The organism is Bdellovibrionales bacterium, assembly GCA_018266295.1.
In the GTDB taxonomy this organism is placed as follows: domain Bacteria; phylum Bdellovibrionota; class Bdellovibrionia; order Bdellovibrionales; family Bdellovibrionaceae; genus JACMRP01.
Genome location: JAFEAQ010000003.1, coordinates 20,188 through 34,100, shown reverse-complemented (window position 1 = coordinate 34,100; position 13,913 = coordinate 20,188). Strand labels below are relative to the sequence as shown.

General features: G+C 46.9%; 26 protein-coding genes. All 26 read left to right on the top strand.

Annotated features, from left to right (window positions below; genetic code table 11):
• Positions 1-343 precede the first annotated feature (343 nt).
• The 26 genes from JSU04_00260 (at position 344) to JSU04_00135 (ending at position 13,825) form a co-directional block, all read left to right on the top strand.
• A complete protein-coding gene (locus JSU04_00260; protein MBS1968704.1) occupies positions 344-1,333 on the top strand; it encodes a tyrosine-type recombinase/integrase in 990 nt (329 codons plus the stop codon).
• Positions 1,334-1,874: 541 nt separating this feature from the next.
• Positions 1,875-2,360, top strand: coding sequence for a siphovirus Gp157 family protein (locus JSU04_00255; GenBank protein ID MBS1968703.1), 486 nt, complete (start codon positions 1,875-1,877; stop codon positions 2,358-2,360).
• A gap of 21 nt (positions 2,361-2,381) precedes the next feature.
• Entirely contained in the window at positions 2,382-3,071 is a 690-nt protein-coding gene (locus JSU04_00250; protein MBS1968702.1) for an ERF family protein, read from the top strand.
• Positions 3,072-3,169: 98 nt separating this feature from the next.
• Complete coding sequence (locus tag JSU04_00245) at positions 3,170-3,445, top strand: TM2 domain-containing protein (GenBank protein MBS1968701.1); 276 nt, start codon at positions 3,170-3,172, stop codon at positions 3,443-3,445.
• A 47-nt stretch (positions 3,446-3,492) separates the two neighbouring features.
• Positions 3,493-3,756, top strand: a complete 264-nt coding sequence (locus tag JSU04_00240; GenBank protein ID MBS1968700.1) for a hypothetical protein — start codon at positions 3,493-3,495, stop codon at positions 3,754-3,756.
• Between the two features lie 2 nt (positions 3,757-3,758).
• The gene (locus JSU04_00235; protein ID MBS1968699.1) at positions 3,759-4,031 is read left to right on the top strand and encodes a hypothetical protein; all 273 of its coding nucleotides are present in this window, start codon (positions 3,759-3,761) and stop codon (positions 4,029-4,031) included.
• 15 nt (positions 4,032-4,046) lie between these two features.
• On the top strand, positions 4,047-4,523 hold the full coding sequence (locus JSU04_00230) for a hypothetical protein (GenBank protein ID MBS1968698.1): 477 nt from the start codon (positions 4,047-4,049) through the stop codon (positions 4,521-4,523).
• A 168-nt stretch (positions 4,524-4,691) separates the two neighbouring features.
• Entirely contained in the window at positions 4,692-4,880 is a 189-nt protein-coding gene (locus JSU04_00225) for a hypothetical protein (GenBank protein ID MBS1968697.1), read from the top strand.
• Between the two features lie 15 nt (positions 4,881-4,895).
• Positions 4,896-5,786, top strand: a complete 891-nt coding sequence (locus JSU04_00220; GenBank protein ID MBS1968696.1) for a helix-turn-helix domain-containing protein — start codon at positions 4,896-4,898, stop codon at positions 5,784-5,786.
• A gap of 88 nt (positions 5,787-5,874) precedes the next feature.
• A complete protein-coding gene (locus JSU04_00215) occupies positions 5,875-6,657 on the top strand; it encodes an ATP-binding protein (GenBank protein ID MBS1968695.1) in 783 nt (260 codons plus the stop codon).
• Entirely contained in the window at positions 6,654-6,836 is a 183-nt protein-coding gene (locus tag JSU04_00210) for a hypothetical protein (protein MBS1968694.1), read from the top strand. The genes JSU04_00215 and JSU04_00210 overlap by 4 nt, the downstream gene beginning before the upstream one ends.
• A gap of 156 nt (positions 6,837-6,992) precedes the next feature.
• On the top strand, positions 6,993-7,715 hold the full coding sequence (locus tag JSU04_00205) for a hypothetical protein (protein ID MBS1968693.1): 723 nt from the start codon (positions 6,993-6,995) through the stop codon (positions 7,713-7,715).
• Positions 7,675-8,382: a hypothetical protein gene (locus JSU04_00200; protein MBS1968692.1), complete on the top strand. Its 708-nt coding sequence runs from the start codon at positions 7,675-7,677 to the stop codon at positions 8,380-8,382. Before JSU04_00205 ends, JSU04_00200 begins: the two co-directional genes overlap by 41 nt.
• Positions 8,375-8,962, top strand: coding sequence for a Holliday junction resolvase RecU (locus JSU04_00195; protein ID MBS1968691.1), 588 nt, complete (start codon positions 8,375-8,377; stop codon positions 8,960-8,962). Before JSU04_00200 ends, JSU04_00195 begins: the two co-directional genes overlap by 8 nt.
• A gap of 99 nt (positions 8,963-9,061) precedes the next feature.
• Positions 9,062-9,298 carry a hypothetical protein gene (locus JSU04_00190; GenBank protein ID MBS1968690.1) on the top strand — a complete coding sequence of 79 codons (237 nt, stop codon included), beginning with the start codon at positions 9,062-9,064 and terminating at the stop codon, positions 9,296-9,298.
• Between the two features lie 12 nt (positions 9,299-9,310).
• The gene (locus JSU04_00185; protein MBS1968689.1) at positions 9,311-9,499 is read left to right on the top strand and encodes a hypothetical protein; all 189 of its coding nucleotides are present in this window, start codon (positions 9,311-9,313) and stop codon (positions 9,497-9,499) included.
• A gap of 14 nt (positions 9,500-9,513) precedes the next feature.
• Positions 9,514-9,660 (top strand): hypothetical protein, encoded by a 147-nt coding sequence (locus JSU04_00180; GenBank protein MBS1968688.1) that lies wholly within the window; start codon positions 9,514-9,516, stop codon positions 9,658-9,660.
• Positions 9,657-9,914 (top strand): hypothetical protein, encoded by a 258-nt coding sequence (locus JSU04_00175; protein MBS1968687.1) that lies wholly within the window; start codon positions 9,657-9,659, stop codon positions 9,912-9,914. The genes JSU04_00180 and JSU04_00175 overlap by 4 nt, the downstream gene beginning before the upstream one ends.
• A complete protein-coding gene (locus tag JSU04_00170) occupies positions 9,911-10,516 on the top strand; it encodes a dUTP diphosphatase (GenBank protein MBS1968686.1) in 606 nt (201 codons plus the stop codon). The genes JSU04_00175 and JSU04_00170 overlap by 4 nt, the downstream gene beginning before the upstream one ends.
• 586 nt (positions 10,517-11,102) lie before the next feature.
• Positions 11,103-11,339: a hypothetical protein gene (locus tag JSU04_00165; GenBank protein ID MBS1968685.1), complete on the top strand. Its 237-nt coding sequence runs from the start codon at positions 11,103-11,105 to the stop codon at positions 11,337-11,339.
• A gap of 1 nt (position 11,340) precedes the next feature.
• Complete coding sequence (locus tag JSU04_00160; GenBank protein MBS1968684.1) at positions 11,341-11,784, top strand: hypothetical protein; 444 nt, start codon at positions 11,341-11,343, stop codon at positions 11,782-11,784.
• A 148-nt stretch (positions 11,785-11,932) separates the two neighbouring features.
• Positions 11,933-12,259, top strand: a complete 327-nt coding sequence (locus JSU04_00155) for a hypothetical protein (GenBank protein MBS1968683.1) — start codon at positions 11,933-11,935, stop codon at positions 12,257-12,259.
• Positions 12,256-12,723 (top strand): hypothetical protein, encoded by a 468-nt coding sequence (locus JSU04_00150; GenBank protein MBS1968682.1) that lies wholly within the window; start codon positions 12,256-12,258, stop codon positions 12,721-12,723. Before JSU04_00155 ends, JSU04_00150 begins: the two co-directional genes overlap by 4 nt.
• Positions 12,723-13,037 carry a hypothetical protein gene (locus JSU04_00145; protein ID MBS1968681.1) on the top strand — a complete coding sequence of 105 codons (315 nt, stop codon included), beginning with the start codon at positions 12,723-12,725 and terminating at the stop codon, positions 13,035-13,037. The genes JSU04_00150 and JSU04_00145 overlap by 1 nt, the downstream gene beginning before the upstream one ends.
• A 2-nt stretch (positions 13,038-13,039) precedes the next feature.
• Entirely contained in the window at positions 13,040-13,414 is a 375-nt protein-coding gene (locus JSU04_00140) for a hypothetical protein (protein ID MBS1968680.1), read from the top strand.
• Positions 13,415-13,444: 30 nt separating this feature from the next.
• The gene (locus tag JSU04_00135) at positions 13,445-13,825 is read left to right on the top strand and encodes a hypothetical protein (GenBank protein MBS1968679.1); all 381 of its coding nucleotides are present in this window, start codon (positions 13,445-13,447) and stop codon (positions 13,823-13,825) included.
• The last annotated feature ends 88 nt before the right edge of the window (positions 13,826-13,913 follow it).

Genomic DNA, 13,913 nt, shown 5'->3' with positions numbered 1-13,913 from the left:
GGATGAAACTTAGCCATAGATTTAAAAAATGAATGCAAAGAAAAAGCGGCCGGAATTTAATCCAGTCGCTTTTTTTCGTCCTCATGTTTTTCGAGTCCAATTCTGATTAGTTGCCTGATCGCTTCACTCCTATTCTTCACTCTTTCGTCGTACCAGTATGATTCGATCTGATGAAGCAGCTCGTTCGGAATCGTGATTAACAACTGCTCGTTTTTTGTTTTATCGACGGCCATATACATCCCTCCTAAAAACATCATAAGTTATACAAGTTATATTGACAATAACTATTTTCCCTGCTAAGTTATAGCTAAGTTATATAACTTTTGAAAGTGAGGGGAATGGATTGCAAACAGCAAATGAACAAATCATTTCGGAAATCGTAGCGTACATTTCTACGTTGACCGATGTAAAAACGGATGAAGCAAAATCCGAACTATCTAAGATTGTGACACGGTACAACGTGACGTCTGTTCAAGAAGATGAAGTGCACCCAGATTTAGACGATAAAATAACCTTGTTCCTATCGGCCAAGAAGTTAGAGGGTTTGGCTGCTGCCACGTTAGAGGGTTATCAACGCGACTTAAACGTGTTCGCCCAACATATCAAGAAGCGGACAGACGACATTACGACCGCAGACATTCGCAACCACATGGGAACGTTTCCGCATTTGAAAATGAGCTCGCTAGGCAGAAAGCTAACCGTATTTAAGTCGTTTTTTGGATGGTTGACGGCGGAAGACTATTTGATGCGCGACCCGGCCAAGAAACTAAAGACGCCTAAAAAAGAAAAAAGATTACCGAAATCGTTGAGCATTGAAGAATTGGAACTGCTACGCGAGTCGTGTAAGACGAATCGACAGCGCGCCTTCTTAGAAATCCTGTACGCTACTGGCTGCCGTTTGGCGGAAATTCAGCAGTTGAACCGGAACGACATCGACTATCACGCTAAAAGTTGTAAGGTGATCGGGAAGGGTGACAAAGAACGGGAAGTGTATTTCAGTTATAAAGCCATGTACCATTTGGAGAAATATTTAAGAAGTCGGACGGATGACAATGACGCGTTGATGGTTTCGGAGCGGAAACCTCATGGCAGACTTTCGAAACGTTCGATTCAACGTGAAATCACGCTGCTCGCACAGCAGGCCGGACTAGAAAAACGCGTCACGCCGCATACGTTGCGTCACACGTTCGCTACGTTAACATTGAATAATGGGGCGGACATCACGGCAGTACAAGCGTTGCTAGGACATTCCAACCCTGCCACAACGCAAATCTATGCGCAGCTCACACAAGAAAAGAAGCGCGAGCAACACAAAAAGTTTCTCGTCCAATAATCCTATTGCGTCCGTTCGCCCACTTTGCTACGATAATAACAAGCCGTTAGGTCGTCCTTTATGGGCATCAGCCGACGGAATACAACAACATAATGGCGTGGCCGTGGGATAACCGGTCACGCGACACGCTTGAAGTTAGCACGTTTGGCAAACAATGTTTTACTCACACCAAAACAAACTTGTCAATCGACCAACAGACAAAGCCGTTAGACGAACCTTCCCGCGTTGTTTTTGATTGAAGGGCAACGGGGGCAGGGTGTCGGGCATAGCCCGAACCGGAAAGAGCGCGAGAGCGCTTTTTTTCGTTGTGCGGCATAGGGCGGCGTGCTATAGTAAACGTAACCCGTTTACTGTTTTCCCCTTCTTTCATGCAAACCTTCTTATGTGGTAGATCGCCCGCCGTTTCGGTTGGGCGGTTTATTTTTTACCCTATTTCCTATTTTTTCTCAAAAAGGTCTTTACATTATGCACAACCGGATATAATATAAAGGTGTCAAGTCAACAGGGCTTGATAATCACATGGGAAAAAGGGGAAACGCACATGAACATTTTTAACCTGTCAGCAGCAAAACTCGAAGTGTTGGCACAACTCGAAGATGGGACGTTAACGGCAGATCAAGCGTTCGACACGCTCGAAGCGATTGACGAAGCGTTAGAGGACAAGTACGACGGTTACGCCGGTATCGACTTTTCGTTAAAAGCGGACGAGGAAGCACTAGCAGCAGAAATCAAACGATTAACAGCACGTAAGCAGGCGATTGCTAACGAGCGTAAGCGACTACGCGAGAACGTGCTAGGGTCGCTTGAAGCGCTCGACATGAAGCGGATCAAAACGAACAAGTACACGATTTCAAAAACGGTTCGTACAAACTACGTCATTACAGACGAGTCATTACTGCCAGATGAATTCCGCGAACGTAAGCTAGTCGAAACAATCAACAAGGACGCCGTTAAAGAACGGTTGAAAGACGGCGAGCAGATCGACGGGGCGGAAATCCAAAAAGCAACGGCTTTACAAATTCGATAAACGAAAGAGGGTAAACGGGGCATGTCATTCACATTTTCAGAATCATTTAATGAGGTCGCAGCGGCTTTCGCGAAAAGTCAGCTAGAATTCACGGCCGTTAAAAAGAATCGAACGGTAAAGGTACAAACGAAATCGGGCGGTTCATATACGTTCGAATACGCGGACTTGACGGCCATTCTCGACATGGCGCGCCCGATCCTTGCAAAGAACGGGATTGCGGTCACTCAAAACGCGAGCATTAAACGAATTGACACCGGCGCGCCTTACATCGTCGTCAATACCATGCTCATTCATGCGAGCGGTCAATACATCATGTACGCCCCGCTTGAGTTTCCGGCCGATGGTCAGATTCAAGCAAACGGCGGCACGATCACGTATCTAAAACGGTACGCACTTGCCGCAGCGCTAGGGATTGCGAGCGAGGAAGACGACGACGGCAACGCGGCCGATAATAACAGCGTACAGGGCGACGCGAACGGGACGAGCGGCGACGGCGGACAGCCGAAGGCGAGCCCGCACAAACTAGCGAGCGAGAAACAAATAAATACAATCATTCGTCAAACAAAAATTGTTGGTGAAAAACACCGCATGACCGAAGACGAAGTATTAGCACGTTTCGAAACCGATTATAACAACCTTCCTAAAATCACAAGTCAGCGGGCAAGTGAAATCATCACTTCACTCATGGAAGCCGCAAACATGAAGAAATAAACGTACAGGCGGCGTTATACGCGCCGCTAACGTTTTGGCTAGTCTAGGTATTCAAAAAACCACAGCGTCGCACAGGCGGCGAGAGAGAAGGTATAAACATGGATAACACGGCAAACATCTTACTGGCGAATCAAGAATACGAGGATCGCAAGAAATCGAAACCGCTCGCTTACGTCCTTTGGTTATTGTTAGGCATGTTCGCGGCACATCGGTTCTACAGCGGTCAAACCGGTTACGCGATTGCCATGCTGCTATTGGGTTGGTTCACGCTAGGCATTTGGAACTTGATCGACGTGTTCTTAGTCGGTGGCGCGATTGATCGCCGCAACAATGATTTGAAATCAGACATCTATCGCAAATACGGGATTCGGTAAGGGAAGGGCGGGCGACCGCCTTTTCTTTTAGGAAAGGATGGGCAAACATGAAAATGATAATCGAGTGCGAGAAGTGCGGAAATCGTGAAATCGCGGCGTTCCACATTGAGGAAGACGGCGAACGTAAGTTAATTCTCAATCGTTTCGAAATTGAAGAAGACATATTCGGATATCCGAAAGATGTCATGATTTCTTGTTTGAACTGTAACGACTACGCCGACATCTTAAATCGGCCTACGCCAAAAGAGAGCGAACCATTTAGAAAACACTTGTTTAGATTATGGGGCGATTCGGGACATAGGGGGAATTAAACATGAATTTCTATATCGAAGCAGTACACGGGGAATGGGACTTAATCAATAAAATGTTAGATGAAAAATTTGATGCACATTTAGAAGTACGTGGATTTACGCTAACTCGCGTCATAAAGATCGACACGATAGAAGGATTCGTAACACTCAACGATCAGTTGAAAGAGCTTTATGAGTTTTCCGATTCGGCGTATCACGGAATCGTTTTGGAAAACGACCGGCATCGGGAAAATAAATATCCGACGTTGATGATTTATGACGGTTACATGGAATAAGGAAGGGTGAAACGAATGGATAACAATATCGAAGTCGTGGCCGAGCTCGCCGCTCACTTAGGAGCAAAGCGCAGCGCTGCTAAAATGGCAATTGCGAATTTTTACGGGGTGTCGTATCGAACCGTTACGAATTGGGTTGGCAAGGGCGGTATATACGAATACGGTCTACTGGTCGAAGCGGTGAAGCAGATCAAGGCGGGCGTAGCCGTCGGAGTGGTCAAGCAGCAGCAGGAAGACCGCAACCGTTTCGAGTCAATTAAACAGGCGTACCACATGTACACCGGTTACGACTCGCCCCAGGAACGAACAGTGATGCTATTTTTCGCGTTCGAGTGCATCGACGGTGATCGCGTGTTCACGGAACGGCAACTGATCGACGGTACGGGCGTACCACGCTCAACGTTATTCAAGTGTATCGCCCGATTGGTTGAAAAAGGCATGTTGTTCAGACGAAAGCCGTCCGAAGGGAACGGCGTCGAATATGGAATTTGAGAGCGGGCTAAATGCCTGCTTTTTTTACTGATATAGAAAAACTTTATTTTCCTATCCTTTCCCTAGCGTAAGGAATTGTAAGGTTATGTTACAGAATGTCACACAATATCATGTTGAATTATGTTTATCTTTGTTGTATTATTAAGTCATCGAAAGGGGTGAACGAAAATGACACCGCAGGAAATGAAACGGGAAATCGAAAGTGAATTACATTACAACCATATTTTTATCACTCACGTCGCGAAGAAAATCGGGCGCAGTCGCTTCACGGTTTACAATTGGTTGAAGGATATGACGCCGCAACGTTACGACGCGTTGAAACGAGCTATTGCCGATATATTGGACGAGCGTAAATAAGAAAGGGGTTTAATCGTGAATCACGACAAAGTAATAGACAGAAATCGAATCCCGTTTGTGATGCTTCAAAACGAAGTGGTGGACGACGAAACGGTTTTCGCGGACTCGACTGAAAAGATGGTTTACATCGTCCTACGTCGATATGCGAATGAGAACGGCGAGAACGCGTTCCCGTCATTCGAGAAGATCGCAAAGAAATCGCGCTGCTCACGTTCGACCGCGATTAGACGGATTGAAACGTTAATCGAAAAAGGTTTGATTTCGAAGCAAACGCGATTTAATGACAAGGGTGGAGTAACAAGTAATCTGTACACGATTGAGGACTTTCACGAATACGTTAGAAGTCGTACCCTAGTGTCAGAGGGACACGGGGGGCAGTATCACAGTGAAACTACCCCAGTGTCACAGGGACACCCCCCCAGTGTCAGTGTGACACTCTATAAAGATTCACTTAAAAACACCAATGACATAGATTCAATTAAAAACAATAATGTTCAATCGCCTAAAGACGATTTGAACGAGCGTTTTGAATCTATCTACAAACTTTATCCGAAGAAGCAAGGAAAGAAACGAGCGTTCGCCGCTTACAAGAAAGCAATCAAGGCCGGCGTAACCGACGACACAATCACAAACGGCATCAAACGGTATTGCTTCATGCTCGAAGTGAACCGTACCGCAGCACAATACATCAAACAGGCCGGAACATGGTTCTTTAACGAAGGGTGGAACGACGAGTATGCGACGGATGGGAGATACAGAGGAAATGAAGGCGCTCATACAGCGGGCGCAACAGAAAGCGCAGGAAATGGCGGCGGCGTCATCGCAGAGCTCGCACGAAAACGAGCAGCAAGCGGGCAACCGGTCAATAACGATTGGGAACAGGAACTTGACGATCTTGAATGGTAAGCATAACGAACGGTACGCAATCCCTTGCCCGGAAAACTTATGTGACGGGTCGGGTTATCTATTCGTACATGACGCGGAACTGAAACACATGGTCATCGAAGATACGCGCAGCCGAAAGGCCGAGGGATTGAAGCCGCTCGTATATGAACCTTACGAATATCAGACGCCTTGCAAGTGCTTAGAATCGAAGTTACGGCGAGAACGGCGAGAACGTTCCGGCATCCCGCCGAAATATGAGCTTGCCAACCTAAAAGAGTTTCGGACGGATATTTATAAGCGTCCAGACAGCCGCGAACGTGCTGCCGTCGTCAAGGAATTCGCGACAAAGGTCGTCAGAAGGTTCGAAGACTTGATGAACAGCGGCGTCGATTCAATCGGGTTATACCTGTACAGCGACGAGAAGGGCAGCGGCAAGACGTTCACGGCGTGCGCCTTAGCGAATCATCTGATTGCAGCGGCCGGACTAGAAACACGCTTTCACGTCGTCGAGGAACTACTGGAAGATATTCGTTCGACGTATAACAACAATAACGAGCGGACACGGGCGCAGATCATGGACGAGCTCAAACGCGTGGACTTGCTTGTATTGGACGAAATCGGAATAGGTTCAGAGTCGCGGTTCGTGACACGGACGTTGTACGAGCTCATTGATTACCGCAAGAATCATCGAAAGATGACGGTCTTTACATCGAACTTACGTGTAGACCAGTTGGAGAGCGCATATATCGGGGATGACGGCCGAATTGGTCGCAGGATTCAAGAAATGACGAATCAACTCGACTTCCCGGAAGAAAATGTAACGCCGGCGGAAAACCGAAAGGACACAAGCGAAGTCTTTAAAATTTTAGGAATGGGAGATAAAAGCGAATGAGCGAATTCAGATTAAACGCAGCAGGCGAAATTTACGCGTATATTCCCCACGTCGAAGGTATTACATACGTGGATAAGGCGAAACGTTCGGAAGCGTTTGACGCGCTTCTAGACGCCTTAGAAACGAATGAACCGAATGACGTCATTGAGCAGCGGCAAAAAGCACTAGCGAGCGCATAAAAAAAGCGCCTTTTACGGCGCTCGTTCGGTCGGCGGCGTTTCCGCGCCGCTTCCCGTGACATGACAGGCGATTAACTTGTTTGGTGATAAAAAGAGTATATCGAACAACCGCCCGTTATACCTTTATACGGGCATTGTATCAGAGAGGGTGGAACAATGGCAACGGCGAAACGTTGGACGGATGAAGAACTACAGATCATGCGCGACATGGCCGCGGCGGGACGCTCGCAGTTAGAGGTAGCCGCGAAGTTGGGGCGCAGCAAGAAATCAATTGAACGTAAGGCCACGACCGAGAAGGTTCGTTTTAAAAATCCGTATGTATGGACGAAAGAGGACGAACGCGAGCTCGTCCGGCTGCACGATCTAGGTATTGATATGAAAGCCATATCGGATCGGTTGGGGTATTCCGTTGGCGGTTGTTTCGCAAAGATGACGCAGATCAAGAAACGGCGACCAGGCAGAAAGAAGAAAGGCCGGCGGGATCGTATCACGTTCACCGCTAACGAGCTCGACGACATGGCGGAAATGTTCAAGACAGACGTAACGATTGAGGAAATAGCGAAAGAATTCGGTTGTTCGCCGCCTATCGTCAAAAAACATATGAAAAAGCGTGGTCTAAAGATGCGAAGCGAAACGGGCGAAAAAGCCACGCGGAAAGACAAGGTACTGCTGCCATTCGGTCGGCTCGTCCGTTATTACGTTGATCTATGCTTAACGCAAGAACAGATAGCCGAGCGGTTCGGGTGTAAACGTCATCGGGTTCAGTCGTCACTAAGACATTATGGCATTGAAATGACGACCGTCGCACAACGTAGAAAAGCGAAGGGAATGAAAAAGCGTGAACAAAGAACGCAAAAAGACAAAACGGCTACGTCTTGACGACAAGTTGAGAATCGTGAAGTTGTACCGCGACAATAAGTTGAGCGTGAAGCAGATCGCCGTCATGGAAGGTTATGCAGAGGTGACGATACGGGCGGTACTGAAAGACTACGGCTTCTCGACGAAGGCGTACCGGCCGCGCAAGCATATCAGCAAGACGACGTTCGAACGTTACTATCGTGATTTAGAGTTGTCCGCCTATGAAGCGGCCGAGTATTTGGGTTTGACGGTCGAAACCATGCACAGGATGGCGGACTTTCATGGAATCGAACCACGTTACGGACGGATTGACCAGAAACGATATAAGGCATGGACGAAACAAGAAGTCGAAATATTGCGAAAGGGTCGTGAAGACGGGTTGACGTGCCGGCAGATCGCCGCGACGCTGCAAGACCGTTTCCCTCACGACGTCCAACATAAAGTTTATGAATTGGGGCTCGCCCGTAAACTGAATGAAGATTTACGCGGTGAAACCTTTTACACAACCGATGGCAAAGAACTAAAGTTTTGGACGCATGAAGAAGAAGCGGAACTGATTCGGCTACGGTCAGAAGAAAAACTAGAATACAAAGTGATCGCTAAGAAGATGAACCGCAGCTATTCGAGCGTGACGAAGAAGGCGAGCGCGTTAGGACTACGGAAACCGAGGGGGAGAAAGAATGGCTAAGAAATCGCAACGGGTCGGGCAACAACTTGAGAACATGATTGATTCGACGAACGCGAACTATTTACTAAAAGGGATTGCGCTCATGGTACGGCAACATGAAGAAGTGAAGACGAAAGGATACCGCGACAAAGACACGAAACAAAAGGTCATCACGTCGGCCTATCACAAAGGCAAGGGCGGGCTGGACTATGCGGGCGTCGTGAACGGTCGTTACGTGTCATTCGATGCAAAGAGCGCAGCGGATCGACTGGCCTTTAGTGCAATCGCGCCCCATCAAGTCCGGTTGATGAAAAACATCGAGCGCATGGGCGGTGACGCGTTCATACTTACCTACATTCGCAGCGCGAACGCCGTGTATCTTGTCCCTGCTGCCTACCTAGTGCCGCTATATGAGGAGTGGGAAGCACACCAGGAACTAAACAAGGCGACAGGGAAAAACACGCGCTATGAAGGCGGGGCATCGCTCAATGTGACGAATCTTAATGATAACGCGTTCGTTGTACTGCCGTCATTGATCGGGTCGGTCGATTGGTTGCCTGCTTACAAGAAAATGATTCAAGCGAGAATGGCCGGTGTATAACCGGCTTTTCTTTTTATTTCCTAAAAGTGAAATTACGGCTTTACATTATGCACGATTGGATATAATATAAAGACATACCACATAGGAAGGATTGGTTAAATGGTTCAATACAAATATTCGACACCGGTCGAGTCGGAACTAGGTGCAGCGGGTAGCGTGCTTGAAACGGCGCTGCTCGAAGCGGGATATGAACACGACGAAGTGAAGGGTTACGGCGTGGATATTCTGAACGCAATCGTTTCGGACTTGATCGGCGGCATTTCAATCGAGCGGTGGATCAAGATGGGTATGCAAAAGGCCGACGAATTGGATATTACACAATACGAGGATTCGTAAGGCGGTGAGGACATGCAAGAATTTATGAGCGCTAAGAAAGCAGCGGAACAATACGGGATCAAAAAAATCACGCTGCTTAGACGCTTGTTACACGACGAGAAACACGGGCGCAACTTACACGGCTCGATGCGCGTCGGTAATCAGTGGGCGGTAACAGCAGATTACATGGAAAATTGGCGCGACAACCGCAGAAAACAGTAAAGGGGAAAAGGGAAATGAAAACGGTATTCGGCATGGGTGTTTTAAGTATCGGGTTGGGCGTGCTGCTCGTAGCGCTATTGACGGCACAATATACAATAGCGTTCGGAGCGGCTTTATTGTTGGTCATGTTCACGATGACGGACGGGAAAGAAGTCGCATGAGCTCGCTAGAATTCACGTTACGCAAGATTGAGAAGCAGCGGCGAGAATTCCTGCTCAAACATTATCGGATGCCTAACCTGATCGTCATGGGTTACGGCGTGTTCGACCAGTTGATTGTCGCGAACGAGTCGGTCATGAAAAAGATTGAGAAAGACGAATATACCTTGCTAGGTATGAAGGTGCTGCTATACCCAGAAAAGCAGTTTAAAGACAACTGGGAACTAAAATTGATGACAGGGGATGTAATCGAATGATCGAGAAGAAACGCACGAAACCATTGTTCAAGGACTTAATTTCATTAACGGATTTCCGCTTTTATTGTGAGCGTCAGTATTTAACCGACACGGCTATTCTAGACAATGACCCACGCTTTCCACCGCGCTACGTGGATCGCTATAACCAGGTACGTCAAGAAATCGCGGAAATGACGAACGAACTAAAGTTTTCCGCGAAGTGGTGGGCGAAGAACAAACAGGACGACCGCCGAAAGGTCGTAACGGAATTTATCGACGCGCTGCATTTCTATTGTGGGATGGTCGTAGAAGAAATGATTAAAGAGCGGCATTTCGAACATGAGCGTTTTGAACGCGACACGGCACGCGCCTATGAAACGTGGGAGCAACTGTACAACTTCTCGTCACTCGAAGAAAGCGGCCTATACTCATACGCCGAAACGGACGTGTTACGACGTCACTTAGTTGATTCAGCGTTCAACGTGTTTCATAAGAGCCCGGCGCATTGTATGGCCGTAGGGTTAAAGATCGTCACGACGTTCGACGTCACAGCGAATGAACTACTGGCCGCGTACATGGATAAGAACGAGATTGTTCACGCGCGGAATGAACAAGGGTACTAAAAGATAAATTTTATTAGGTGGTGAAAATATTGGCTTACGAAAAACCGAAATGTGAGTGTGGGAGCGAATTGGTGCTATACACACAAACTGTATATGGAAACATCACCAAAGTAACCAATCGGGGGAAGCTTTCTAAGAAAACATTTGATAGCTATTACGAACACGGTGGGGTAGACGATCGATTGAGATGTATGAATTGTCATAGAGAGTACGAAGCAGAAAAGGACAGCAAGGGACGTATTGTTCGGGGTCATGTGTTCTAACCAATAAAATTATGAATTTAGCATGATCGACCGATAAAAGGAGTGGGGAAATTGGATAAACGAGTTAACGAGAAAGTGCAAGTAAACGTTAAAGGTAAGACGTCGTACAAGATTCTGAAACGGTACGCGTTCCGAACGGTGGACGGGTACATAACCGACATTCAATTTCGCGACCATACGGCCGCCGTGAAGGGCTATATGACCGTGAGCGGTGCGGACGTATCCCAGGCATGGGGAACGGATTCGAAGGCGTTAGCGGACGATATTATCAGTCAGACGAACCTAATCGAGTTGGTAGACACATGGGAAGAGGGGGAAGCGGAATGAAACCGTGGGTAAGCGTAGGGCGTGGGATGGTTCAGATTAAGAACCTAAAGCCGGGTATGCCATTCGTGAGTGGTGATAAAATCGCGGTTAAGCGCTCGTCATCATCGGGCGGTGCGTGGTCTTGTATCGTTATCGGCACTGGAGATGAACTATATGACTATTCGATGAAGCACGAAGATTTTAATGATATGTGGGTCACGCCAATTTGGATTGATTTGAAGGGGGACGAATAACATGAGAGTGGTCAAGTTGAATATGTTCATGACCGGCGGTATCGAAATGAGTTTCGAAGCAGGCCGCAACGGTTTCACTGTTGAGAATTTGGATCACATGTTTAAATCGCTAGAAAGCAACGTGCCTAGTTTTGCGGTCGATCTAGAGGACGACGGCCAAAGCATCCGGCAAGTGTTCAAGACGTCGGAGATTTATTTCTATCGTGCGGTATTCGGGAAGGACGAAGAAACGTTTGAAACGTTCTTCAAGAAGGTGTCCGCTCGATTGCAGGAAGTCGAATTCAACCACAACATCAAAACAATTTTCATTTCCGAACACGATCACGAGCGGTTCGGGTTCAAGGAAGAAGGTCACACGAAATGGCTAGGCCGTCGCTTGATGACGAATATTCACTTGCAAACGGGCGAAGTGGAAATGCTTTCGGACAAAGGGGACATCATCTAATGAAAAACGGTAAACGGCCGAATCGACAGCAGAAGGCAATCATGTTCGCGGCGGGGTTTTCCCCGCTCGCTTACCTAGTCGTGAAGAACTTGCATGATCGTTTAATCATCGTACACCGTGAAACGGGTGTGCAGCAGGTGGTGGAGAAATGAGACTATTCTACGACACGATGCAGACGCCAGAAATGATTGAGTTTCATATCCAGATACAAGGGCGTAAAGCCATGAGGATAATTCAATTGAACGCGTACATGAAAATTGATGCGGAAATCATTCGCCTGCTTAAAAATCGTTTGTCGGTTGAAGGAGATCGGTTGAGCGATGTGAAAGGAATTACGTTCTATAGCAAGCGAAATCAGATGTCGGTACAATATACATTTGATTTGCCTTTCAGAGAAGAATCGGCAGAGAAGGAACTTAACTATCGCATCTATGACGCTAGAGAAATGGCGAAGAAGGGAGTTTTAGAAAAATGAACGGGTTAACTTATATCAATTTCAGTTTGGAAGATAAAAAAGACGCAGATTCACGGACGCTATATGCTTCAATGGTTTTAAATAACGCTACGATTGAAGAGGTTTCGGAACGCGGTGTATTAGTCGCGATTGAAAGTTATATTCTAGGTGGAAGACAAGGATTGAATTTACTACGGTTGATCGTCCGTAACGACATGATTCCCGAGCAGTTGAACGCCGCTATTGACTTGACCGCTTTCCTGAACGTTGAAAACCCGACTATACAAGTTGAAGAAGCGATAAACGGAACAATCAGAATGTTGCATGATGGCATGAACGAACGGATTCAAACAGAATTGAAATTGACCAAAGCGCAGCAACAACCGAACGCAATCATTCGAAACGAGTTGCGGCGTTTGGTGGACGTCTACGGAATTGACGCGTTCGCCAAAGCGCTAAAGCAATTCGAAAGAGAGGGAATTTAATGATTCGCGGCATCGGGTTCATTAAGGTGAAATATCGCGTTGTCGATAACGAATATTTTTGTCGGGACTACGAAGGCGCGGAAGCCGCAGAAGAAGCGGCCGAACGATTGATAGAGGATAAATTGGCCGAGGGCGTGACGATCCACGTCGATAAGGTGGCAATCTTACAATCGAGCGACGGGTTTAAGACGTGCGCCACGGTGAAAGAATGGATAGCGGACTACGACGACGACAAGAACACGCGAGAAGGCAAGCCGTCGTTATACGGGCAGGATTATGATACATGGGCTAGATTCGTGGAGGTGGAGCGGTAACTATGTTGATTAAAGGGACTGGAACGATAGAGAAGTTCGAAATCATGGGCAATCATGTTCATGACGTTGTGATGGATAGCGGAAAGGATTTGGCCGATATGCTCGCGACATATGAAGGCGAAAGGGTTAGAGTGTTCATTTTTGATGCAGGAGAGTCAGAAGACTTGATTAATTACGCCCAAGAACAATCCGAAAAAGCAAAAAAACTAGCGACTGAAATTCAAGATTTAGAAATCAAAATTAAAAAATTGACGGACAAAGACCCGAAAGGAAACGCGCTTGTAATCATGAGTAAAGCAGTTGAAATGATGGTGAAAGGGTTTCAATTGAACACGGTTTTTGAAGAATTGAAACGAATTACAGAATCAGAATTATGAAAAACAAGTTAGATTCGTGGAGGTGGAGCGATGAAAGAATACGCGTTGTATAAAGGTGAAGATGTGATCGCGGTCGGTACGATACATGAAATCGCGGCAAAGACGAACGTCAAACCCGATACAATCCGTTTCTATACGAGCCCGGCCTATGAAAGACGATTAGCAGCAAGGAAAGACAAAAACGCGCGCCGTATGGTGTGTACCTATTGTGAGGTGGAAGACGATGAGCAAAACCGGAATAGCATCAGCGATCATTGTAGCGGCATTGATAACAGCGGTACTGGTGATACCGAACCTGTTAGCGATTTGGATTTATATAACCATCGGATTCAAGTGGGAAGTAGTGTTTACAATCACGTTATTGATCTTCTTAATGTGCTTGAATTACACGTTGCGACTAGCCGAAGATGAATCATAATCCGAACATTCGAAGCGTGGTATAATTAAATAAACGGAAAGCCGCCGTTTGGCGGTTTTTTTAATACATTCGTACCGACGG